Here is a 20,481-nt window from a genome sequence, read left to right as displayed (position 1 = left end):
ATACATGTCGAACATCGATATCCACCACGCCCATTCGCTCTCGCCCGACCAGGCCCGCCAGGCCGTGCAGGAAGTGGCCGAGAAACTGTCCGAGCGCTTCGGCATGGATTACGCCTGGGACGGCGACGTCCTCAAGTTCAACCGCAGCGGCGTCGACGGCCATATCGAACTGGAACCGGAGCAGCTGCACGTGACGGCGAAGCTGGGCTTCCTGCTGAGCACGATGAAGGGCCCGATCGAGGCCGAGATCAAGCGCGTGCTCGACGAGCGCTTCGCCTGAGGGGACTACCTGAGGGGACTACTCGATCTGGCCGCGGAACGGATCCGGATCGCCGGCAAATAGCCGCCGCGAGACATCGCGCTCATCGGCCTCGATCTCGGCAATGAAGCTGCGCACGTCGCCCAGCTTGGAGAAAGCTTCGAAACCCCGTTCCAGGAAGCCCTGCAGCTCGGACACGCCGGCCGCCCTGGCCGGCCCGTGGGAGAGCTTGAGCAGCATCGAAACACCCGGCAGGCGCAGCGCATTGCCCAGGCCCAGGCCGACGCGGGCGATCAGGTCGATCTGGTGGGAGCGCAGCCGCGGCAGTCCCGCCTCGCGGTAGGCCCGCGCATAAAGCTCGGCATTGAGCTTGCGTCGCTGCCCGCCGATCTCCTGCAAGGCCTGGGCCATGCGCAGGTCGAAGGCATGGGTCAGCAAGCCCAGTTCGATCGCATCGGCCACGGTCTCCAGCAGGCTGGTCGGCAGCAGCCGCTGCATCATCGGCAACACCTTGGCGATGTCGGCATCGCGGCGGCTGAAGTCGTGGTCGTTGTAGACGTCGCTGAGGAAGAACTGCGCTGCAGGACGGCGCCTGGGATCGCTGAGGAAGCGGTCGAAACTTGCCTCCAGCCGTAGCGCCTGCCAACGCCGCACTTCCGGCAGCCAGCGCAGCTTGTTGCGTGGCTCCTGCGCCGGGTCGTGCAGCGCATGGTGCTCGTGCAGCAGCCATTGCAGCCGTTGCGCCAGTGGACGGCGACGGTGGCTGCCTCGGGGCGTGTGCAGGGACATCGGGGCGATGATACCCGCGGCCCCGACCGTTCGCGGGCGATGTGGCGGCGGTCCGCGAAATGGACGTGGCCGGGTTCCCGGGTGCGGCCTTTGGCCTTACCCGGGCTACGGTGAGGCGGTAGCCCGGGCAAGCGAAGCGCACCCGGGGCGCGGTGAGGCTACACTCGGGTCACTCCCGCGACGCGTGCCTCCATGCTGTCAGTCCATTCCGCCCGGCACCGGCCGCGCAACCACTCCGACCGCCCGAGCCGCATAGGCCTGGCGGTCGCCGGCGGCGGCCCGATCGGCGGCATGTACGAGCTGGGCGCGTTACGTGCGCTCGACGAAGCGCTCGAAGGCCTCGACCTGACCCGCCTCGACAGCTATGTCGGGGTCAGCAGCGGCGCGTTCCTCGCGGCCGGCCTGGCCAACCGCATGGATACGGCGCAGATGTGCCGGATCTTCATCACCGGCGACAGCGACGACGTCCAGTTCCGCCCCGAGACCTTCCTGCGCCCGGCAATCTTCGAATACCTGCGCCGCGCCGCCGGCCTGCCGCGCCTGGCCGCGCAGTGGAGCCAGGACTTGCTCTTCTCGCGCAAGGAGGCGCGCTGGTCCGACCTGCTGATGCGCTTCGGCGGCCTGGTGCCTACCGGCTTGTTCGACAATGCCCGCGTCGAGGAATTCCTGCGCGATGTCTTCACCCGGCGCGGGCGCAGCAACGACTTCCGCGACCTCGACGCCGCCCTCTACGTGATCTCGGTCGACCTCGACAGCGGCGAAGTCGTGCGCTTCGGCGGCGACGGCTGGAAGGACGTGCCGATTTCCACCGCGGTCCAGGCCAGCGCCGCCCTGCCCGGCCTGTACCCGCCGGTCGAGCTTCGCGGCCGCCACTTCGTCGATGGTGCCCTGCGCCGGACCATGAACGCCTCGGTGCTGCTCGAGCGCGGCATCGACCTGCTCATCGGCATCAACCCGCTCGTGCCGTTCAACCAGGGCGATGCCGGTGTTGCCGTCAGCCGTGAACGCAGCCTCGCCGCTGGCGGCTTGCCGGCGGTCCTGTCGCAGACCTTCCGCACGTTGCTGCAGTCGCGCATGCAGGTCGGCCTGGCGCGCTATGCCCAGCAGTATCCGGACATCGACCAGCTGATCTTCGAGCCCAACGCCGAAGACGGCGAGCTGTTCTTCACCAATGCCTTCAGTTTCTCGGCGCGCCGGCGCATCTGCGAGATCGCCTACCGCAACACCATGGCCGACCTGCACCGCCGCGCCGACACCCTCGGCCCGCAGCTGGCCGCACACGGCATCCGCCTGCGCACCGAGCTGGTTGCCGACAGCGGGCGCTCGATCCTCGACGGCCTGGATACAGCGACCCGGCATACCGAAACCACCGCCAGGCTGGAGCGCGCCCTGGACGACGTCGGCCGCCTGGTCGCGACGCGCCGTCGGCGCTGAGCCGGCCGCGCAGCGCCGGCTGTCGTGAAGCCCGGGCTGGTGTGAAAGCTCTAGAGCGCGGGGTGAAGGTGGCGGTACATCAGCCACTCCCACCGAGGGAACCCGCATGGCGAAGTTCAAGAAGGCGGCCAAGAAGGCCAGCACCGGTCGCAGCAAGGCCAGCAAGGCCGACGCACAGAAGCAGGCCGAGCAGCTGTCGCGCAGCCTCAGCGAATCGGCGCAACAGATCTGGCTGGCCGGTGTCGGCGCTTTCTCGCGCGCACAGGCAGAAGGCACCAAGCTGTTCGATGCGCTGATCAAGGAAGGCATGACCCTGGAGCAGACCGCGCGCAAGTTCGCCGGCGGCCAGGCCGATGTCGTCCGCGACGCCGTCGAGTCCAAGGTTGGCCAGGCCCGCGATCGCGCCGCCGACACCTGGGACCGGCTGGAAAAGGTCTTCGAGGAGCGCGTCAACCGCGCCCTGATCAAGCTCGGCGTCCCGGGCCGTGACGACCTGACCGAACTCAGTCGCAAGGTCGATGCGCTCACCGCCGAGCTGCGCCGCCAGGGCGGCAAGCCGGCCGCCGCGCGCAAGGCACCGGCAGCGAAAAAAGCCGCGAAGAAGGCGCCGGCCGCGCGCAAGCCGCGCAAGTCCGCCGCGACCTGATCCTGCACGCTATCCAAGCCTCATAGCTTTACCGCGCGGCCGACCGCCGTGCGGACAACCTAAGCCCGCCAGTCCGCGCTTCCGTATGCTCCCCTCCCCTTACGGTTTCGGACTGGCGGGCTTTCTCTTGGCAGGCACCTGGGCCAGGCCGGCGACCCAGGCCGCGTGATCGTCGCCACACGAGTTGGCGTGAAGCTGGCGTATATTCGCGGGCCCTGACCCAACAGAGTTGCGCATGCTGGCCGGCTTTTCACCGTTGATTGCGACCGTCGTCGTTGTCCTCTCCGGCGCCCTGGCGACGGCATACCTGTGGCTGGTACGTCAGCGCCAGGCAGAAACGACAGCCGGCATCGAGGCGCTGGCCGCCATGCGCTGGCGCGAGTTCTCTCGACTGGTGATCGAAGCCCTGCACGCCCGCGGTTTCGTCGCCGAATCGGTCGAGCAGACCCTGGAACACGGGCCGCAAGCCGAGATCCGCCTCGTGCGCGAAGGGCGTACCTGGCTGCTCGCCTGCAAGCAGGCCGGGGCGCGCTCGCGCCTGGGCGCGGCAAGCGTGCGCGAGCTGATTGAAGCGGTGCGCTTCAACGGCGCCGCTGGCGGCATCCTCGCCACACCGGCCCGGATCGAAGCCGACGCACGCAAGCTGGCCGGCGAGCTGGACCTGTACGACGGCACCGCGCTATGGGCGCTGGTCAGCCAGATGCTGCCTTCCTCCCTGCGCGAGGACCTGACCGCGAACGCCCGCAAGCGCAGCGTCCGCGAGATCGCCATTGCCTGGGGCGGCGCCCTGCTGCTTGGCCTGATCGCCGGGTTCGTCCCCGGCTTGATGCAGCGCGAGCCCGGCACCGAAGCCGCCGTCGACTCCGCGCCCGCTTCGGCACCCGCCGCTCCCGCGTCCTCCCCGGCGGCCCCGGTGGCCGACCCGGCCCTGACCTCGGCAGCGCCGGCCGATCCCAACCGCGAGCAGTTCGAACGCGGTGAAGTCATCCGGGCCGTCTCCGCCCTGCCGTGGGTCGAGCGGGTGATGTGGTCGACCGCATCGACGCTGGTCATCCAGCAACGCGAAGACGTCAGCCAGATGCACGTGCAGGAAGTCTGCGCCGTGCTCAACCGCTACGATTTCCTGCGTGCCTCGCGGCTGCAGCTGCAACCGCCGGCCGGAAGCGAGCGGACGGTGCGGTTCCTGCAGTGCCGGAGCTATTGAGGGCTGCCCTCATCCCCCTTGCGGGCACCTTCTCCCGCTAGCGGGAGAAGGGTTGGGCGCAGCCGCTACCAGTGCACCCCGCGCATCAACGAAGCAAACGCGATCTGCTCGTTGCTCGGCTTCACCTCGCCCCTCAGCGCCTGCTTGTCGCCGCGCGCCGCTGCCGAATCCGGGAACAGCTCGAACGCGGTGCTCATGATCACCTCGTAAGCCTTCGGCGCCAGCGCATTGAGCACGGACGCCGTGATGCCCAGGCGCGTGGCGATCCGGCTGGGGCGTTCGATAATTCCCTTCACCACCAGGTCGGCGGCCTCGTCCGGGGTCAGCGTCGGCACCGAGTCGTACATCTTGGTCGGCGCGATCATCGGCGTCTTCACCAGCGGCATGTTGATGGTGGTGAAGCTGATGCCCTTGCCCGACAGCTCGCCCTGGGCACAACGGCTCCACGCATCCAGCGCCGCCTTCGAGGCGACGTAGGCCGAGAACCTCGGCGAATTGGCCAGCACGCCGATCGAACTGATGTTGATGATGTGGCCCTTGCGCCGCTGGACCATGCCCGGCATGACACCCATGATCAGGCGCAGGCTGCCGAAGTAGTTCAGCTGCATGGTCCGTTCGAAGTCATGGAAACGGTCGTAACTGAGCTCGATCGAGCGGCGGATCGAACGGCCGGCATTGTTGATCAGCACATCGACGCGGCCGTGCTCCTCGAGCACGGTCTTCACCAGCCGGTCGCAGTCGTCCATGTCGGCCAGGTCCGCCTTGTAGGCGAAGACCTTGCCGCCGTTGGCCTTCATCTCGTCGCGTGCCTTGAACAACTCGTCCTCGCCGCGCGCCACGATCACCGTGATCGCGCCGGCCTCGGCCACGCGCTGCGCCGTCGCCAGGCCAATGCCCGACGAGCCACCGGTAATGACGACGACCTTGTTGCGCACCTTGCCCTTGAGCGAACGGTCCACGAACAGGTCCGGATCGAGGTGGCGCTCCCAGTAATCCCACAGGCGCCAGGCGTAGCCTTCCAGCGGCGGCACGTGGATGCCACTGCCCTTGAGCGCACGCTCGGCCTCGCGGTTGTCGAAGCGGGTCGGATAGGTCAGGAACTTCAGCGTCGCCTTGGGGATCTTGAAGTCGCGCAGCAGCATGCCGACGAAGCGCCGCACCGGCGGCAGGTTGCCGACCATCCCGCGCACGCTGCCGGGGATGAAGGCGAACATGCGCGCGTCGATGCGCATCGTCATCTCCGGCGAATGGCCGGCGCGGGCGAAGGTGTTGAGCACCTCGCCCACGCGCATCGGCTCAGGGTCGGTCAGGTGGAAGCAGTGGCCGTCCAGGCGCGGCTTGTGGGCGATGTGGTCCATCGCATCGACGACGAAGTCCACCGGCACCACGTTGATGCGCCCGCCTTCCAGGCCGAGCATCGGCATCCACGGCGGCAGCAACTCGCGCAGCTTCTTGAGGAAGGTGAAGAAGTAGTAAGGCCCGTCGATCTTGTCCATCTCGCCGGTCTGCGAGTGGCCCACGACCATGCCCGGGCGGTAGATGCGCCACTTGATCCGGGTCTCCCGGCGCACCAGCCCTTCCGAATCGTGCTTGGTGCGAAGGTAGGGATCGTCCAGGCCCTCGGCCTCGTCGAACATGTCCTCGCGGAACACGCCCTGGTACAGGCCGGCAGCCGCTATTGAACTGGTGTGGTGGAACACTTCGGCCTTGATCGCCACCGACAGGTCGAGCGCGTTCTGGGTGCCGTCGATGTTGGCCGCGCGCTGCGACTCTGCATTGGCAGTGAGGTCGTAGATCGCCGCCAGATGGAAGAAGTGCTTGACCTTGCCACTGAGCGCCCGGATCTGCGCGGCGCTGACACCGCACTTGGGCTGCGTCATGTCGCCATCGACGAGGACGACCCGCTTGCTGTCCCAACCCATCTTCTTGGCGATGGCCTCGAGCTTCTTGTGCGAGTCCTTGCGCACCAGCACGTACACCGTGCCCTTGCGCTTGAGCAGCTTGCTGACGAGGAAGCGTCCGATGAAGCCCGTCGCGCCCGTGACGAAATAACTCATGTCCCTCTCCCTGACCTTGAGCATGCCGCTGCGGCGGCGTAATGGGCCTACGTTGCCAGAGCCGGTGGCGCGCGACAATTCCCGGGCGTATTGACCACCCCTGCGGTGCATGCGGTAATGCCGCCACCACCTTGGCCGCCAGGAGGGGCGACCCATGTCCGATCTTCAGACTGATTTCGAGCAAGCCGCCAAGGATGTGAAGACGCTGTCCGAACGCCCCGACAACGAGACGCTGCTGCGCCTGTACGCGCTTTACAAGCAGGGCTCGGAGGGGGACGTCAGCGGCCCCAAGCCGGGCTTCTTCGACTTCGTCGGCACGGCCAAGTACGAGGCCTGGGCCAAGCTCAAGGGCACGTCCAGCGACGACGCCAGGAAGAAGTACGTCGACCTGGTGAAAAGGCTGCGCGCCTGATTTTCACCCGGCACTCACACGCGGCCTGCCGCGTCCCCTCCGCCCCACGAGCGAACTGATGGCGACCAGTTGATGGCGAAGCAGACCCGCCAGCGCATCCTCGAGAGCGCGTTGACCATGTTCAACGCGCTGGGCGAGCCCAATGTTACCACCAACCATATCGCCGACGAGCTCGAGATCAGCCCGGGCAATCTGTACTACCACTTCCGCAACAAGGACGACATCATCGAGCAGTTGTTCGCGCGCTTCGAGGAGCGCATGGACGGCGCGCTCGCCGCGCCGCAGGGACGACTGCCGGGCCTGGAGGACATCTGGTTACAGCTGCACCTGGTGTTCGAGTGCATCTGGGATTACCGCTTCCTGCATCGCGACCTGGTCGAGATCCTCAGCCGCAACCGTCGCCTGCGCCTGCGCTTCGCCCGCATCCTGCGGCGTGCCGACGAACAGGCGCACACGGTGATGCGCGGCCTGGTGCAGGCCGGCATCATGCGTGCTTCGAAAGACGAAGTGGCGGCCACCGCAACCAATGTGCTGGTGATCGCCACGTTCTGGCTGAACTACGCCGCTGCGCGCGGCGACAAGGACGAACACGCGGCGATCCGCGACGGCATCGTCCAGGTGATGATGCTGCTGGCGCCATTCCTGCGCGACGCGGAGCGGGTGCATCTCAATACGTTGACGCGGGCGTATCTGGACTGATTGGGTGCGTGTGTCCCGGGTGCGCTGCGCTTACCCGGGCTACGACCCACACCCGTCTGCGTAGCCCGGGTAAGCGCAGCGCACCCGGGACTTGCAACAAATCCGCCGACAACGCCCGTTACGCGCGCGCCGCCCGCTTCGCCGGCTTGCGCGCGCCGCGACGGGTCTGCGCCTGCCCGGCAACCTTGCGCGCCTTCCGGGCCGGGCGCTTGGCCTTCTGCTTGAGACCCAGCTTGTCGAGCACCGGCGCCAGTCGTGCCTCGACGTCGCTGCTGAACTGCACCATGCACGGCTCGACCTGACGCACGCGCGCCCCGGCACTACCGGCCAACGCCTGCACGCGACGCTGCAAGGCATCGATGCGCGCCGGTGCCGCCAGCGCCTCGCGCCGGGAGACTGCAACCAGGCCGAGGCCGGCCAGCCAGACGTGGCGCAGCGTGGTCTTGCTCGCTGCGCCGGATTTGCGCTTCACAGCTGCCATCAGGGGGACTCCACATCCGGACGGAGGTCCGGCTTACGCGCCCACTGTCGTGGCCAGCGATCGAGCAAACACACTAAGCCTCTGCCCCACTTGCCATGCTCCCGCCCCAGGCGAGATGCTGCCCGTCCCGACCCGCCGACAAGGACCGCAGATGGCCGCCAAATCCAGCTGGGCAGCGTTTCCGCATGATGCCAAGGGCTTCGCCTATGCCGGCGATGCGCTCAAGAAGGCCTGGCCGAAGCTGCATGCCGGCGACACCGAGCCCTACCCGGACAACAAGCGTGCCGCGGCCCTGATCGCCGCCGCCGGCAAGGCCGCGCCCAAGGGACTCGACGCCGATGCGCTCGCCGACGCCCTGCAGGACGCCTGGCGCAAATTCCACCACGGCGACTTCAAGGCGGCCTTCGATGCGGGTCAAGCACTTGGCGCGGTAGGCGCATCGGTCGCGGTGAAAGCGATCGGCATCCATGCGACCTACCTGGTAGATGACGACGCGGAAAAGCTCAAGCGTTTCGAGCAGGCGGCGAAGATAGCGGAGAGCGCGGTAAAGGCGCTGCCTGATGAAGCCAACAGCCACTATCGCCACGCCTTCGCGCTGGGTCGCTACAGCCAGGGGTTGAGCATTGCCAAGGCACTCAAGGCCGGCATCGCCGGCAAGGTTCGCGGCGCGCTCGACAAGACGCTGGAGTTGTCGCCCAAGCACGCAGAGGCGCACACGGCGATGGCGCTGTACCACGCCGAGATCATCGGCAAGGTCGGCAGCATGATTGGTGGCCTGACTTACGGTGCCAAGTCTGCCGAGGCCGACAAGCACATCAAGACCGCGCTCAAGCTCACGCCCGACTCGCCCATCGCCCATATCGAGCACGGCAACGTGCTGATGCTGCTGCACGGCGACAAGCAGGAAGACGCGGCAGCCGCGGCTTACGAGAAAGCCGCCAAGCTCAAACCGGTCGATGCGATGGAAGCACTGGATGCGGCGTACGCCGCGTCGGAGCTGGAGTAGTCATGCCCCCCTCTCCCGCTCGCGGGAGAGGGAGCAATTTCAGTGACCCCACATCGCCAGCAACCCGCGCTCGCGCGCGATCCGCGCCAGCTCGCCGACGGTGCGCGCGCCGAGCTTCTCCATCAGGTTGGCGCGGTGCCGGTAGAGCGTCTTCACGCTGATGCCCAGCTCACTGGCAATTGCCTTGGGCGGCAGGTCCGACAGCAGCCCGCGAAGCGTTTCTGCCTCGCGCGGCGTCAGCCGCGAGGCGACCGGGCGATGGACGGTCGCGCTAAGGTCACTGCTGAGCACGACTTCACCCTGCATGACCCGGTCGAGCACGCCGACCAGCTCATCGACGGCGGCGGCCTTGGTCACGTAACCGTGGGCGCCCAGGTCCAGTGCCCGCAGCACCAGGCCGGGGTCGTCATGCATGCTCAGCACGACCCGCCGCACGTCCGGCACCACCGCGGCCAGCTGCCCGAGCAGGGTCAGGCCACTGTTGCCGGCGCTCAGGCTCAGATCCAGGACGGCGATGTCGGGAGAATGGGCCCGCGCGGCCGCAACCGCATCGGCCACGGTCGAAGCCTCCGCGAGGACCTCGTAACCTTCGGTGTTTTCGAAGAGGCGCTTGAAGCCCTCTCGGACGATCGCGTGATCGTCGACTAGCAATACCCTGACCATGCCACTAGTCTGACAGTCCTCGCGCCCCGCGGGTTAGAAAAAGTCTCCGTCCTGGCGTATGGGGACCCGGGTACCCTGCCTGCCGATGGATCAGAAATTGCGCCCGTCCGAACTGCCACGCCTGCCCGCGTCGCCACCCGCTCCGGCCCGTTTGAACAGCGCAATGCGCGAGTTCGGTCTCGGCGTGCTGGTAATGGCCGCGGTGGTGGCGGTGTACGTGCCCCTGGGCCTGGGCGGATTCTTCCACTGGACGGTCACCAACGGCGTCCTGTTCACGGCCCTGTGGTGCATGCCACGGCGCATGTGGCCCTGGCTGTTCGCGGGCGCGATCCTCGCGCGCACGATCAACTCCGCATTCATCAGCACCACGTCCGGGGACCCCGGCACCTTCCTGTACTACTGGTCCGGGCCGATGCAGTTCGTTCTCGGCAATATCCTGGAACCGTTCCTGCTCGCAACCGGCGTGCTCCTGCTGCAGCAATGGCGGGTTTCCCCCAAGGACCCGATGAGCCTGGATTCCATGGCCCGGATCCATATCGCAACCGCCCTGTCCGCGATGGCGGTGGTCAGCAAGGACCTGGCTTACGTGCTGGTGGATGGCCGCATCGGCGACATGCGACTGGACCGCATCGTCGACATGGAGCCCCTGGTCGGGCCGAGCCTGGGAGCGATGCTCGCGGCGTTCATGCTGAAGAACTTCCTCGGCAACTTCATCGGCTGCATCCTGATCGTGCCGCTGGGCGCATGGATCTCCGAGCCCGCGCACTATTCGCCGTCCAAGCCGATCATCACCAGCGCCATCCGCTACCTGCTGCCAACCATGGCGCTGTACCTGGTGCTGAGCCTCAGCCGGCCCGGCAGCAACCTGGGCGAACTGTTGCGACTGCTGCTGATGGTCGCGGTGGTCGTGTTCGCCATGCGCCACGGCTGGCGTGGCGCGGCGGTCTCGGTGCTGGTGGCCAGCATCGCGATCGCGGTGGAGGAGCATGTCGGCCTGCCCGTCTACACACCGATGCGCTTGCAGATGTTCATCGCCATCACCGGTGCGATGGCGCTGCTGTTCGGCGTCACTGTCGACGACATGCGCCGGAGCAGCGCCCTGCTCCGTCAGGCCAATGCGGAAGCCGCGGCGCTGACGGCAAAACTGCACGCATCCGCACTGCGCAACCTGCAGGCAGAGGAACGTGAGCGCAGGCGGTTGGCCGCCGACCTGCACGACGAGTTCGGACAGAACCTCACCGCACTGCAGACGCACCTCAAGCTGGCCCAGCGTGACTTCGTCGCCAGTGGCCGGACCGCGGTGGTCGACAACCTGCTCGAACTGACCCGCAACATGCGCCGCAACATCGGCGCGGTACTGGAATCACTGCGTCCTGCGGCGCTGGACGAGCTGGGCCTGTACGCATCGATCGAGCGCGGCCAGATCCGGCGACTGGTCGAGGAAGCCGGCCTCGAGTTCGACGCCCACCTGGAAGGCGACGCACGCCTGCTGTCGATGCTGGCCCCGGTGCACCGCCATGCCGCCTACCGCGTGGTGCAGGAAGCCGTGACCAACGTCGTCCGCCACGCCCGCGCCAGCCGCTGCGAAGTGCGCCTGCGCATCAACCTGCGCAATGACGCGATCTGGTTGTTCATCCATGTCAGTGATGACGGCATCGGCGGTGTTGACGGCATGCGGGCCAATAATGGCCTGACCAATATCTTTGACCGCGTGGTGGCGTTGAGCGGATCGTTGAAGTTGGCGGATATGCATCCGGGCTTGCGCGTGCATGCGTTGATCCGACAGCCGTTTGCGGAGTTTGAGTGAGCGCGCTCCTTAGTTTCGGATGCCAAAACGCGCTCCATAAATCATAGACCGCCGATAACAAAACCCCTCACAAACTCCGACAGGCCACCAACCTTTCGAGTGGAGTACGGGGCACTCGGGATGCTGATCGCCAACGCCTCTTGGATCTTCCCCTTCAAGTCACGTTCGTCCCAACAGACGCTGACCATCCCTAAGCCCTCAAGCTTCCTCGCAGTATCCGTCTGGTGCTCATTTCGATGCTCACCAAGGCTAGCGAGACGAGGAAAAACGATAATCGGCTTTGCAAACTCTAATGCTGTCAGGATAGAACCCATGCCGGCATGCGCAACTACGAGGTCTGCGCTCCGCACCTTGTCGTTAAACGCTTGCATGTCCATCTTTCTTACTGATAGTCCGGAATCTGGAGCATAGTCGCCAGGCCCAATCTGGTAGAAACCGTCGAGGCCAAGATCGGCGACAGCGCGATCGACTGCACGGACTAATCGATCGAACCCACCCTGTGTCCCAACCGTAGTGAAGATCACAGAACGCAACCCCGGTACTGACAACCGAATCGCTCGGCAACATCCGGCCACTGACTTAAGCAGACGTGGGCCCACCGGCGAACAATTCGCCCAGAGAGTGACAATTGCTCGGTATTTGCCACGCTATCAATCCAGAGAGTTTTTACGCCAAACACCCTACCTATCACAATGGCTACGGCACCAGGTGCAGCCCCAGTCGAGACGATTGCCTTTGGTCTCAGTCTCACCAATGTCCAGGCGACACGAATGACCAGCGCAATCATTCTGAATGGCGTCTGCTTGTTCGCATCCGGGAGCTGAAGCAGGCGCACACCCTGGATCGGAACGTCCACGCCGGGATCGGTAGTCGCATAGACGACCTTTGCGTCCTCGCTACGAACTGCCTCCATACATCTTATTAACTGCACCCAGTGTCCACCACCCGAGGCGACGGCGAGCACATCACAACTCATTGCGGCTGCCTCCGAAGCAGAGACTCATACAATTGCCGGTACGTCTTGGAATTCGCCTCCCAAGATCTCCACTTAAGAACATGACTATGGGCGCGCCTGGACAACTCATCAAGGTCCCGTGATCCAGCAATCACCATCCGCATCTGCTGTGCAAGGGCGTCTACATTTCCAGGCTCAAAGTAGAGACAGCAGCCGCCTGCTTCCCCCATCAGTTCCACCATTGGGTCCAGCTTGCTCAAGATCAATGCCCGCCCATACGCGGCAGCCTCAAGGGGCTTCAGCGGGGTTACGCGGTTTGTCAGATAGGTGCTGAGGCGCGGAATCACTACCACATCGAGCGCGGTGTAAGCGGCGCCAACTTCATCAGGCAAGATTGGCGCGCGGATCTCTACTAGTCCGGTCGGCATACGCGACGCCTGAGAAACTAGGTCATTCCTCGCTGGGCCATCTCCAACAACCACGACCCGAAGCGACATCCCCTCATCGTGCAACAGGCTAGCAGCATTCAGAAGGAGATTCAGTCCCTCGATCTCGCTCAAGTTTCCGATATAGCCAAACGTAACCACATCGCTAGTTCGTGCGTATCTGGACGGATCCAAAAGGGGAACGCGTCCAAAGTTGACCGCATTCGGCACGACGACAATCTTGTCTCGCGGTATCCCACGGGACACGAGGTCGTCCTCCAGCCCCTCGCTAATTGTCACCACGGAGTCACTTAGCCTCGCCACCAGAGTCTCAGCAAAGCGAGCCACGTCGGACTGAACCCTGCCCACAAAACTGTTGCGGATATGACTGCGCTGCTCCCAGAGCGAACGAACCTCATAAACAAATGGGACTCCAGATCGCCGCGCAGCGTACCAACCCGCCAGCCCGCAGTAGAACATCGAGTGGGCGTGAACCACGTCAGCTTGGTGCGCCCGCGCGACGCGCATCACGGACCGGGCGAACGGGATCACACTCATCAACTTGCGAACCCGCGTGAACAGCGATCGCGACTCTTCGCCGACCTTCGCTCTCGCGTCTTGATTGTAGGTTCGAACGTACTCGACGCCACCGATGGTATCTACGGCACTCCCCGCGACAGAAGGCGCCTGAAACGGGCAAGTCACAACCTTGGGACTGAGGCCGGCCCCAAGTTGTGACTCGACGATATCGCGCCCTCTTATGCTCGCGCCCTTTGCATCCGGCAGCGACTGATAGAAAACGTGAAGAACTCTCATACTTTCAGCACCAATCTGGGGACTAACCATGCAATCAAGACAACCATGTAGGCCATCAAGTACTCGGGCTTCGCGAAGCCCCGATGAAATAGCTGGACGAACTGTATAAGCGTGAGCGCCCAAAGCATCGTCCAGAGACCTCGAGACTCAGCCAAACGGGCAGTCGCTGCCACGGAGAAGGAGAGCAGCATCACCACAATCAACGAAAGTGATAAGCCAAAGTCGAGTCTCAGCGCGCCGAGAAGTCCTGGCGTGAGCCCACCGTCCGCGACCGACCCAACAACTGAAGCCAATGCACGACCAGCAGATATTTGCTCGCCTGCCTGGAGCGTGTAGAAGTCAGCAACAAAGAGTGGATAGGTGACCACATCATTCACGACACCGCGCTCAAGAATGAAGTTGGTCAATCCAACGGTTTCGCGCAAACCCAAGTGGATCGGCATCACAAGGTAGGAAACGAGTATCGGCGTGTTGAAGTATGCTGCGTGCAGTTCGCTTGGGGTCATGTAGACACCATCGGACCCGCGCCTTAGAAAGAACCCCAAGGCAACCACCGCATAACCCAACGGAATCAAGCCAACGAGCACGCGCCTCAAGCGGCTCGCATCGCCGGGCCGACCATGCACAGAGATCCTGACATAGACGACGCAACACACGCCCAGCAGGACCATCAACACGCCGCCTCGACTACCTATCAGCAACGTTGGCAGGAGCGGCATCAGAATGTATAGAAGAAAGTCTCGGAGCTTGTAGCGGAAGCGCCGCGATGCAACGAAGTACAGAGGCAGGTAACTGGCAGCTTTAACCAAGTACGCATCGTAGCTGCCAACGTCAAAACGTCCGAACTGATTGAACAGCAGGATGCCATGCTGCCCATAAACCTTTACCAGAAACAACCAAGAGATCGTGCATATGAATGCAAAGACGTAAACGTGCTTTGTCCCCCAGGAAAGTGCGGAGTATTCAATGTTTGATCGACCCCCTCGATCAAACATGAAGTCCGCAATTCCGATTGAACAGAGCACCGCGCACGACATCAACACGTACTCAGAGATCGTGGCCGTAGCAAGGGTCCCTCGGTAATTCGAGAAGGGAAGCACGCCAAGAGCCACGTAAACGCCGACCAGCAGAAAGAACAATCGCCCCTTGGGCTCAAGCAACGGAAGCGGTACCGCGAGAATCACAAACAGCAGGAGGTACTGCACCCACGACAGGTCAACTGCCAGTGACGCCAGCCCAATGACGAACGAGATCCCCACGGCCGCCGCGGGTCTAAACATTCTTCACTATCCTTGCGGGATTGCCGGCGACAACGACATCCGCGGGGACATTCTTCGTCACGACAGAACCCGCTGCAATGATTGCCCTGCTACCAACGGTTACGCCGGGAAGGATGAAGGCGCCGGCAGCAATCCAGACACCGTCACCGATGACCACCTTCTTGTACACATAACCCGACTCGAACACTTCGACACCCGGGCCAAACCTATGGTTCTGACTATAGATGGTGACATTTGGCCCAATCAGGACCCGACTGCCGATCTCAATCCCGCCTCCTGCGTTAAGAATGCACCCTCGATTCACCGAAACATCGGAACCAAGCACGAGTCTTGACGGGTAATCGATCTGAACCCCATCCCACACCCGAACATTCCGACCGTTTCGATACGGAAGGACGGCATTCCGCAAGACGATCCCCACGGACCCAGGCAGCTGCTTCAGTATCCAGAACAGCCAGTGGCGGAGCTCCTCCTTAAACATCATGAATCTGCCCTCGGATATATGCCGAGCAAACAACAATACGCGCCAACCACAGCGCCATGACCGCCATCACGATGACGTACATATCGGCATTGAAGAGGTAAACGAACGCCACCGCGAAGACGAGCATAGCGGCACTCCAGGCGTTTGCCGCCCAGATGCTGCGATTACTTCCTACAGCGCCCATCCCAGCAGAAACAACGGAATAGATCACCTTGGATACGCCCAGCAGCAAGAAAAGACCAATCAAACCTGCGTCTATCTTGCCTTCCAGCGAGGACGGAACCAGCAATAGGGCCGACCAGATACCGCCTAGCAATACGAACGCAAATAGCACCGCACCTAGCGCATTTCGCCGAAGGGCCCTTGCGTATCGAGATCTACTCGGATCAAGCTTGAACTCTCCGAGCTCTCTGAATCCGGAGTAGGAGGCAAGCAGACTGAAGGGAACTGCCGCCAAGCTATAGTTGAAGAAGTATCGACCAAACACTTCTGGCCCAACGAGATCGGCGACTATGAATCGATCTGCGGTCGAAAGAGCGGTGACCAAGAGTAACGATGCAAAGTACGAACTGCAGTATCCGAGGGCGTTTCCAGACCCAGGTCTGACGTGGAGGTGGCCCTTCAATCGCAGTCCTGCGAAGATCGAAGTCGAACCTGCTACCGCGATGCTGGCGGTAAGCCCGAAGAGCAAGAAGTTCAGGTCCGCCTTTCGAAGGACACTGAGCATTGCAACGGCGAAGAACAGGAATCTCCAAAAGTTCAGACTGAACTGTGCGCTTGAGTACTCGCGTTTGAGTCGAAACGCCTGCCCGACCACTACGGTCCCCGAGATTCCCAGTGATGCAATCATGACTACGACTGCCACGGAGGCAGAACCAGTCGAATACAAGGCAAACCCAGCGAGCGCCGCCGCGGACACGATCCCGGCCACCGGCAATGCGTGAACAATCCTGGCGTTTACGCTGTGCGATCCGCCCTCCTTCTCCGCCAATCGCATCGCCGCATGATCCAGCCCCATGAACCCGAAGGTGGCCTGAACGGAGACCAAGGTTGCGACGAGACCGTAGACGCCAAAATCCTTGGCGTCCATTGATGCACCCAAGATCAGATTCGTCACGGCGAACAGACCTGTTCCAGCTGCCATCAGTAGCAGGGAACTGTGCGAAGCAATCAATCTGGTCGCCATTCTGATCATTTGGTGATCTCGAGACCCGTCAGAGCCGCAATTGAGCGACCACGCCCGATGCCGTAGTACGCCAGCCCCGCCGCTTCGACTTCGTCGGGGTGATAGAGATTGCGGCCGTCGAAGATCACGCGGTCGGCCAGCGACTGGCCCAGGCGCTGGAAATCCGGGCTGCGGAACTGCTTCCACTCGGTCACCACCACGAGTGCATCGACACCTTCAAGCGCGCGGGACTCCGAATCGCACAGCACCAAGTCATCGCGCTCGCCGAAGATCCGCTGCGCTTCTTCACTGGCCTCCGGATCGTACGCGCGAACCTTCGCACCGGCGTCCCAGAGCAGCTGCAACAGGCGCCGGCTCGAGGCCTCGCGCATGTCGTCGGTGTTGGGCTTGAACGCCAGGCCCCACACCGCGAACGTCTTGCCGGCGATCGCGCCGTCGTAATGGCGGCCGATCAGCTCGAACAGGTGCTCCTTCTGGCGGTCGTTGACCGACTCGACCGCGCCCAGCAACTGCGCGTCATAGCCGTGCTGCTGGGCCGTCTTCGCCAGCGCCTGCACGTCCTTGGGGAAGCACGAGCCACCGTAGCCGGCGCCCGGATAGATGAAATGCCAGCCAATGCGCGGATCCGAGCCGATGCCCTGGCGCACCATCTCCACGTCGGCACCGACCTTCTCGGCGATGTTGGCGATCTCGTTCATGAAGCTGATCTTGGTCGCCAGCATCGCATTGGCGGCGTACTTGGTCAGCTCCGCCGAACGCACGTCCATCACCACGATGCGCTCGTGGTTGCGATTGAACGGTGCGTACAGGCGCTTGAGCTTGTCCACCGCCGCCGCGCTGCTGGCGCCGATCACGATCCGGTCCGGGCGCATGCAGTCGTTGACTGCATCGCCTTCCTTGAGGAATTCCGGATTGGACGCGACTTCGAATCCGAACTCCGCGCCACGCGTGGCCAATTCACCCGCGATCGTCGCGCGCACCTTGTCGGCGGTGCCGACCGGCACGGTCGATTTGTTGACCACCACGACCTGCCGCTCGAGATGGCGACCGACCGTGCGCGCCACCGCCAGCACGTACTTGAGATCGGCGCTGCCGTCCTCGTCCGGGGGCGTGCCCACGGCAATGAACACCACGTCACCATGACCGACAGCCGCTTCGGCATCGGTGGTGAAACGCAGGCGTCCGGCGGCGTGGTTGGCCTTGACCATCGGCTCCAGCCCCGGCTCGTAAATCGGGATCACGCCGTTGTTGAGGCCGTCGACCTTGGCCTGGTCGATGTCGACGCAGATCACGTCGTGGCCGACGTCGGCCAGGCAAGTGCCGGTGACGAGGCCGACGTATCCGGTGCCGAAGATGGTGACGCGCACTACCAAACACCCTTCGTGTCGATCACGGCACCCTTGGCGGGACTCAGCGACAGGAACTCTCGGTGGTTCACCAGAAGCACATGCACGTCAGCAGAATCGATCGCCTGACTTGCACTGACGAGATCGATCTTTGCGAGCTTGAAAGGCAGTGACTCAATATTCGGCTCGACCGCAAGTACAGGACCAACGTGTTCATCGGCTATCGCGCGGACAATGCGGACCGCGGGACTCTCGCGCAGGTCATCAATATCGGCTTTGAACGCGAGACCATAGCAGGCGATGCGAACATCCTTGGCGGTTGCCCCTGGGTTGGCCAAGATGTGAGCCTGAACTGCCTCACGCACTTTGCCAATCACCCACGCCGGCTTGCGATCATTGACTTCGCGCGCACTCCTTATGAGCTGCGCATGGTCGGGCGACTTGCTGACAATGAACCACGGGTCGACAGCTATGCAATGCCCTCCGACGCCAGGACCAGGCTGCAGAATGCTTACTCGGGGATGGCGATTTGCTAACCGGATGAGCTCCCAAACATTGATACTCAGGGAGTCGCAGATCACGGACAACTCGTTGGCAAATGCAATATTGACGTCCCTGAAGCTGTTCTCCGTGAGTTTGCACATCTCCGCCGTACGCGCGTTTGTGACAACGCACTCGCCTTGTACGAATGTGCTGTAGAGCGCCACGGCCGCTTCAGAACACTTCTCAGTCATTCCACCAATCACGCGATCATTCTGGACCAGTTCTCGAAGCACATGGCCAGGCAACACGCGCTCCGGACAATGAGCAACGCGGATGTCAGAGGCCTCACCAGCCACTTGCGGAAAGGTCAGATCAGGGCGCTCAATCGCCAGCCACTCCGACATCTGCTCAGTTGCTCCAACGGGCGAAGTCGACTCCAGCACGACCAAGTCGCCTCTCTTCAACACCGGTGCAATCGCCTTCGCCGCAGCTTCGATGTAAGAGAGATCTGGTTCGTAGTTCGCCTTGAAAGGCGTCGGCACTGCAATGAGGAAAGCATCTGCAGGCTCCGGGGAGGTCGTTGCGCGCAGATAGCCCTCAGCGACCGCGGCATGAACCACAATGTCGAGGTCGGGCTCGACAATGTGAATCTGACCGCGATTGATCGTGTCGACCGCGGCGGGGTTGATATCCACGCCAATCACTCTCTTCTTTCGCGCGGCGAACACGGCCGCGGTTGGAAGTCCTATGTAACCCAGACCGATCACCGAGATGGTCTCGAATGCAGTCGTGCTAACTTTCGACGTCTTGCGTACGGCGGTACTTATTGCAGATTCAAATGACATGTCGGCATCAGTTCTATTAGGCCCACTCTCGCGCCCATTCGCGCGACAGTAGAGATTCAATGATTCGAGCGCTGGCATTGCCATCGCCGTATGGATTGATGGGTTGTGTCGCGGGAATCGACGCACTCACATCGCCGAGCAGTTCGCGAAGGTGGCAAGTGATGCTGTCAATCTGCGTTCCAACCAGCTTGACTGTGCCTGCTTCGACAGCCTCCGGACGCTCTGTCGTATCCCGCATGACCAGAACGGGCTTACCCAATGACGGAGCCTCCTCCTGGATGCCACCCGAGTCAGTGAGAATCACTGTCGCGCGGTCCATCAGGTAGACAAACGGCAGATAGTCGAGCGGTTCAATCAGATGGATGTTCGGTATCCCCGCTAACAGCTTGTTGGCCGGCTCGCGCACGTTCGGATTGAGATGCAACGGGTACACGATCGCCAATCCCGGGAACTCTCGGGCCACGGAAGCCAACGCCTGACAGATTCGCTCGAAACCGAGCCCAAAACTTTCGCGGCGGTGACCAGTAACAAGCAGTATCTTTGAGTACTTATCCAGGAACTTGAACTCTTCCCGAAACTGATCGCGCAGCACTTTGGAGTCACGTACCTTCTCCACAACCCCCAAGAGCGCGTCGATCACGGTGTTGCCAGTGACATGAACTGTCGTGGGATCCACTCCCTCAGCCAGCAGGTTTTTTCGGGCCCCCTCTGTCGGCGCGAAATGCATGCTCGCCAGTGCTCCGGTCAGCTTTCGATTTGCTTCCTCCGGCCAGGGTGAATAGAGATTACCTGTCCGCAAACCAGCCTCGACGTGAACCACAGGAATCTGCTGATAGTAGGCAGCCAAGCTCGCGCTGAGAGTCGTCGCTGTATCTCCATGTACCAGTATGAAGTCCGGTTTGAAATCTGCCAGTACGCCCTTCATTCCTTGCAGGATCGCCGTTGTCACGTCGGTCAGATCTTGGCCAGGCTTCATGACGCTCAGGTCATAGTCGGGCCGGATCTCGAACAGATCCAAAACCTGATCAAGCATCTGCCGATGCTGGCCTGTCACGCAGACCCTTGCATCGAAGCGCTGATCTGCTGAGAGGGCCATCGCGACGGGGGCCATCTTGATAGCCTCAGGCCTGGTCCCAAAGACACACAACGCCCGAAGACGCAGACGACTACGGACGTCCGGAGACATCACTTGATCTGTCGAGTC

19 protein-coding genes are annotated in these 20,481 nt (G+C 63.0%); 8 read left to right on the top strand and 11 right to left on the bottom strand.

Annotated features, from left to right (window positions below; translation table 11 throughout):
- Positions 1-4: 4 nt before the first annotated feature.
- Positions 5-280 carry a polyhydroxyalkanoic acid system family protein gene (locus tag MNR01_RS01150; RefSeq protein WP_241919169.1) on the top strand — a complete coding sequence of 92 codons (276 nt, stop codon included), beginning with the start codon at positions 5-7 and terminating at the stop codon, positions 278-280.
- 18 nt (positions 281-298) lie between these two features.
- On the opposite strand, the gene MNR01_RS01145 is transcribed toward MNR01_RS01150, so the two are convergent.
- Positions 299-1,048 carry a hypothetical protein gene (locus MNR01_RS01145; protein ID WP_241919168.1) on the bottom strand — a complete coding sequence of 250 codons (750 nt, stop codon included), beginning with the start codon at positions 1,046-1,048 and terminating at the stop codon, positions 299-301.
- A 192-nt stretch (positions 1,049-1,240) separates the two neighbouring features.
- Here MNR01_RS01145 and MNR01_RS01140 point away from each other — a divergent pair, with 192 nt between their 5' ends.
- From MNR01_RS01140 to MNR01_RS01130, 3 genes are all read left to right on the top strand, one after another.
- Positions 1,241-2,482: a patatin-like phospholipase family protein gene (locus MNR01_RS01140; RefSeq protein WP_241919167.1), complete on the top strand. Its 1,242-nt coding sequence runs from the start codon at positions 1,241-1,243 to the stop codon at positions 2,480-2,482.
- 106 nt (positions 2,483-2,588) lie between these two features.
- Positions 2,589-3,128, top strand: coding sequence for a phasin family protein (locus tag MNR01_RS01135; RefSeq protein WP_241919166.1), 540 nt, complete (start codon positions 2,589-2,591; stop codon positions 3,126-3,128).
- A 235-nt stretch (positions 3,129-3,363) separates the two neighbouring features.
- A complete protein-coding gene (locus MNR01_RS01130; RefSeq protein ID WP_241919165.1) occupies positions 3,364-4,332 on the top strand; it encodes a restriction endonuclease in 969 nt (322 codons plus the stop codon).
- Between the two features lie 65 nt (positions 4,333-4,397).
- On the opposite strand, the gene MNR01_RS01125 is transcribed toward MNR01_RS01130, so the two are convergent.
- Entirely contained in the window at positions 4,398-6,389 is a 1,992-nt protein-coding gene (locus tag MNR01_RS01125) for an SDR family oxidoreductase (protein WP_241919164.1), read from the bottom strand.
- A 154-nt stretch (positions 6,390-6,543) separates the two neighbouring features.
- On the opposite strand from MNR01_RS01125, the gene MNR01_RS01120 reads away from it, so the two are divergent.
- Both MNR01_RS01120 and MNR01_RS01115 read left to right on the top strand, forming a co-directional pair.
- Entirely contained in the window at positions 6,544-6,801 is a 258-nt protein-coding gene (locus MNR01_RS01120; RefSeq protein ID WP_241919163.1) for an acyl-CoA-binding protein, read from the top strand.
- Positions 6,802-6,873: 72 nt separating this feature from the next.
- Complete coding sequence (locus MNR01_RS01115; protein WP_241919162.1) at positions 6,874-7,500, top strand: TetR/AcrR family transcriptional regulator; 627 nt, start codon at positions 6,874-6,876, stop codon at positions 7,498-7,500.
- A gap of 118 nt (positions 7,501-7,618) precedes the next feature.
- On the opposite strand, the gene MNR01_RS01110 is transcribed toward MNR01_RS01115, so the two are convergent.
- Positions 7,619-7,981 carry a hypothetical protein gene (locus tag MNR01_RS01110; RefSeq protein WP_241919161.1) on the bottom strand — a complete coding sequence of 121 codons (363 nt, stop codon included), beginning with the start codon at positions 7,979-7,981 and terminating at the stop codon, positions 7,619-7,621.
- A 151-nt stretch (positions 7,982-8,132) separates the two neighbouring features.
- Here MNR01_RS01110 and MNR01_RS01105 point away from each other — a divergent pair, with 151 nt between their 5' ends.
- Complete coding sequence (locus tag MNR01_RS01105; protein ID WP_241919160.1) at positions 8,133-8,987, top strand: hypothetical protein; 855 nt, start codon at positions 8,133-8,135, stop codon at positions 8,985-8,987.
- Positions 8,988-9,026: 39 nt separating this feature from the next.
- Here MNR01_RS01105 and MNR01_RS01100 read toward each other — a convergent pair whose 3' ends face one another.
- A complete protein-coding gene (locus tag MNR01_RS01100; protein WP_241919159.1) occupies positions 9,027-9,650 on the bottom strand; it encodes a response regulator transcription factor in 624 nt (207 codons plus the stop codon).
- Positions 9,651-9,813: 163 nt separating this feature from the next.
- On the opposite strand from MNR01_RS01100, the gene MNR01_RS01095 reads away from it, so the two are divergent.
- Complete coding sequence (locus MNR01_RS01095) at positions 9,814-11,457, top strand: MASE1 domain-containing protein (protein WP_241919158.1); 1,644 nt, start codon at positions 9,814-9,816, stop codon at positions 11,455-11,457.
- A 972-nt stretch (positions 11,458-12,429) separates the two neighbouring features.
- On the opposite strand, the gene MNR01_RS01090 is transcribed toward MNR01_RS01095, so the two are convergent.
- Genes MNR01_RS01090 through wecB form a run of 7 tightly spaced genes read right to left on the bottom strand, consistent with a single transcriptional unit; the run spans position 12,430 to position 20,463 of the window.
- Positions 12,430-13,653: a glycosyltransferase gene (locus MNR01_RS01090; RefSeq protein WP_241919157.1), complete on the bottom strand. Its 1,224-nt coding sequence runs from the start codon at positions 13,651-13,653 to the stop codon at positions 12,430-12,432.
- On the bottom strand, positions 13,650-14,933 hold the full coding sequence (locus tag MNR01_RS01085) for a hypothetical protein (protein ID WP_241919156.1): 1,284 nt from the start codon (positions 14,931-14,933) through the stop codon (positions 13,650-13,652). The genes MNR01_RS01090 and MNR01_RS01085 overlap by 4 nt, the downstream gene beginning before the upstream one ends.
- Positions 14,926-15,417, bottom strand: a complete 492-nt coding sequence (locus tag MNR01_RS01080; RefSeq protein WP_241919155.1) for an acyltransferase — start codon at positions 15,415-15,417, stop codon at positions 14,926-14,928. Before MNR01_RS01080 ends, MNR01_RS01085 begins: the two co-directional genes overlap by 8 nt.
- On the bottom strand, positions 15,407-16,612 hold the full coding sequence (locus tag MNR01_RS01075; protein WP_241919154.1) for a hypothetical protein: 1,206 nt from the start codon (positions 16,610-16,612) through the stop codon (positions 15,407-15,409). Before MNR01_RS01075 ends, MNR01_RS01080 begins: the two co-directional genes overlap by 11 nt.
- Entirely contained in the window at positions 16,609-17,970 is a 1,362-nt protein-coding gene (locus tag MNR01_RS01070) for a UDP-glucose/GDP-mannose dehydrogenase family protein (protein WP_241919153.1), read from the bottom strand. The genes MNR01_RS01075 and MNR01_RS01070 overlap by 4 nt, the downstream gene beginning before the upstream one ends.
- Positions 17,970-19,277, bottom strand: a complete 1,308-nt coding sequence (wecC, locus tag MNR01_RS01065) for a UDP-N-acetyl-D-mannosamine dehydrogenase (RefSeq protein ID WP_241919152.1) — start codon at positions 19,275-19,277, stop codon at positions 17,970-17,972. Before wecC ends, MNR01_RS01070 begins: the two co-directional genes overlap by 1 nt.
- 16 nt (positions 19,278-19,293) lie before the next feature.
- Complete coding sequence (gene wecB, locus MNR01_RS01060) at positions 19,294-20,463, bottom strand: UDP-N-acetylglucosamine 2-epimerase (non-hydrolyzing) (RefSeq protein WP_241920686.1); 1,170 nt, start codon at positions 20,461-20,463, stop codon at positions 19,294-19,296.
- Between the last annotated feature and the right edge of the window lie 18 nt (positions 20,464-20,481).

Origin of the sequence: Lysobacter sp. S4-A87 (genome assembly GCF_022637455.1) — a bacterium.
Lineage (GTDB): Bacteria > Pseudomonadota > Gammaproteobacteria > Xanthomonadales > Xanthomonadaceae > Lysobacter_J.
This window is presented reverse-complemented; position numbering and strand designations above follow the sequence as displayed.

What these genes read in the sequence shown, in the direction of transcription:
- MNR01_RS01130 (WP_241919165.1), top strand. Translation starts at nt 3,364, where the DNA reads ATGCTGGCCGGCTTTTCACCGTTGATTGCGACCGTCGTCGTTGTCCTC.
- MNR01_RS01145 (WP_241919168.1), bottom strand. Translation starts at nt 1,048, where the DNA reads ATGTCCCTGCACACGCCCCGAGGCAGCCACCGTCGCCGTCCACTGGCG.
- MNR01_RS01110 (WP_241919161.1), bottom strand. Translation starts at nt 7,981, where the DNA reads ATGGCAGCTGTGAAGCGCAAATCCGGCGCAGCGAGCAAGACCACGCTG.
- wecB (WP_241920686.1), bottom strand. Translation starts at nt 20,463, where the DNA reads ATGTCTCCGGACGTCCGTAGTCGTCTGCGTCTTCGGGCGTTGTGTGTC.
- MNR01_RS01080 (WP_241919155.1), bottom strand. Translation starts at nt 15,417, where the DNA reads ATGATGTTTAAGGAGGAGCTCCGCCACTGGCTGTTCTGGATACTGAAG.
- MNR01_RS01135 (WP_241919166.1), top strand. Translation starts at nt 2,589, where the DNA reads ATGGCGAAGTTCAAGAAGGCGGCCAAGAAGGCCAGCACCGGTCGCAGC.
- MNR01_RS01115 (WP_241919162.1), top strand. Translation starts at nt 6,874, where the DNA reads ATGGCGAAGCAGACCCGCCAGCGCATCCTCGAGAGCGCGTTGACCATG.
- MNR01_RS01105 (WP_241919160.1), top strand. Translation starts at nt 8,133, where the DNA reads ATGGCCGCCAAATCCAGCTGGGCAGCGTTTCCGCATGATGCCAAGGGC.
- MNR01_RS01075 (WP_241919154.1), bottom strand. Translation starts at nt 16,612, where the DNA reads ATGATCAGAATGGCGACCAGATTGATTGCTTCGCACAGTTCCCTGCTA.
- MNR01_RS01140 (WP_241919167.1), top strand. Translation starts at nt 1,241, where the DNA reads ATGCTGTCAGTCCATTCCGCCCGGCACCGGCCGCGCAACCACTCCGAC.
- MNR01_RS01095 (WP_241919158.1), top strand. Translation starts at nt 9,814, where the DNA reads ATGCGCGAGTTCGGTCTCGGCGTGCTGGTAATGGCCGCGGTGGTGGCG.
- MNR01_RS01125 (WP_241919164.1), bottom strand. Translation starts at nt 6,389, where the DNA reads ATGAGTTATTTCGTCACGGGCGCGACGGGCTTCATCGGACGCTTCCTC.
- MNR01_RS01150 (WP_241919169.1), top strand. Translation starts at nt 5, where the DNA reads ATGTCGAACATCGATATCCACCACGCCCATTCGCTCTCGCCCGACCAG.
- wecC (WP_241919152.1), bottom strand. Translation starts at nt 19,277, where the DNA reads ATGTCATTTGAATCTGCAATAAGTACCGCCGTACGCAAGACGTCGAAA.
- MNR01_RS01100 (WP_241919159.1), bottom strand. Translation starts at nt 9,650, where the DNA reads ATGGTCAGGGTATTGCTAGTCGACGATCACGCGATCGTCCGAGAGGGC.
- MNR01_RS01120 (WP_241919163.1), top strand. Translation starts at nt 6,544, where the DNA reads ATGTCCGATCTTCAGACTGATTTCGAGCAAGCCGCCAAGGATGTGAAG.
- MNR01_RS01085 (WP_241919156.1), bottom strand. Translation starts at nt 14,933, where the DNA reads ATGTTTAGACCCGCGGCGGCCGTGGGGATCTCGTTCGTCATTGGGCTG.
- MNR01_RS01090 (WP_241919157.1), bottom strand. Translation starts at nt 13,653, where the DNA reads ATGAGAGTTCTTCACGTTTTCTATCAGTCGCTGCCGGATGCAAAGGGC.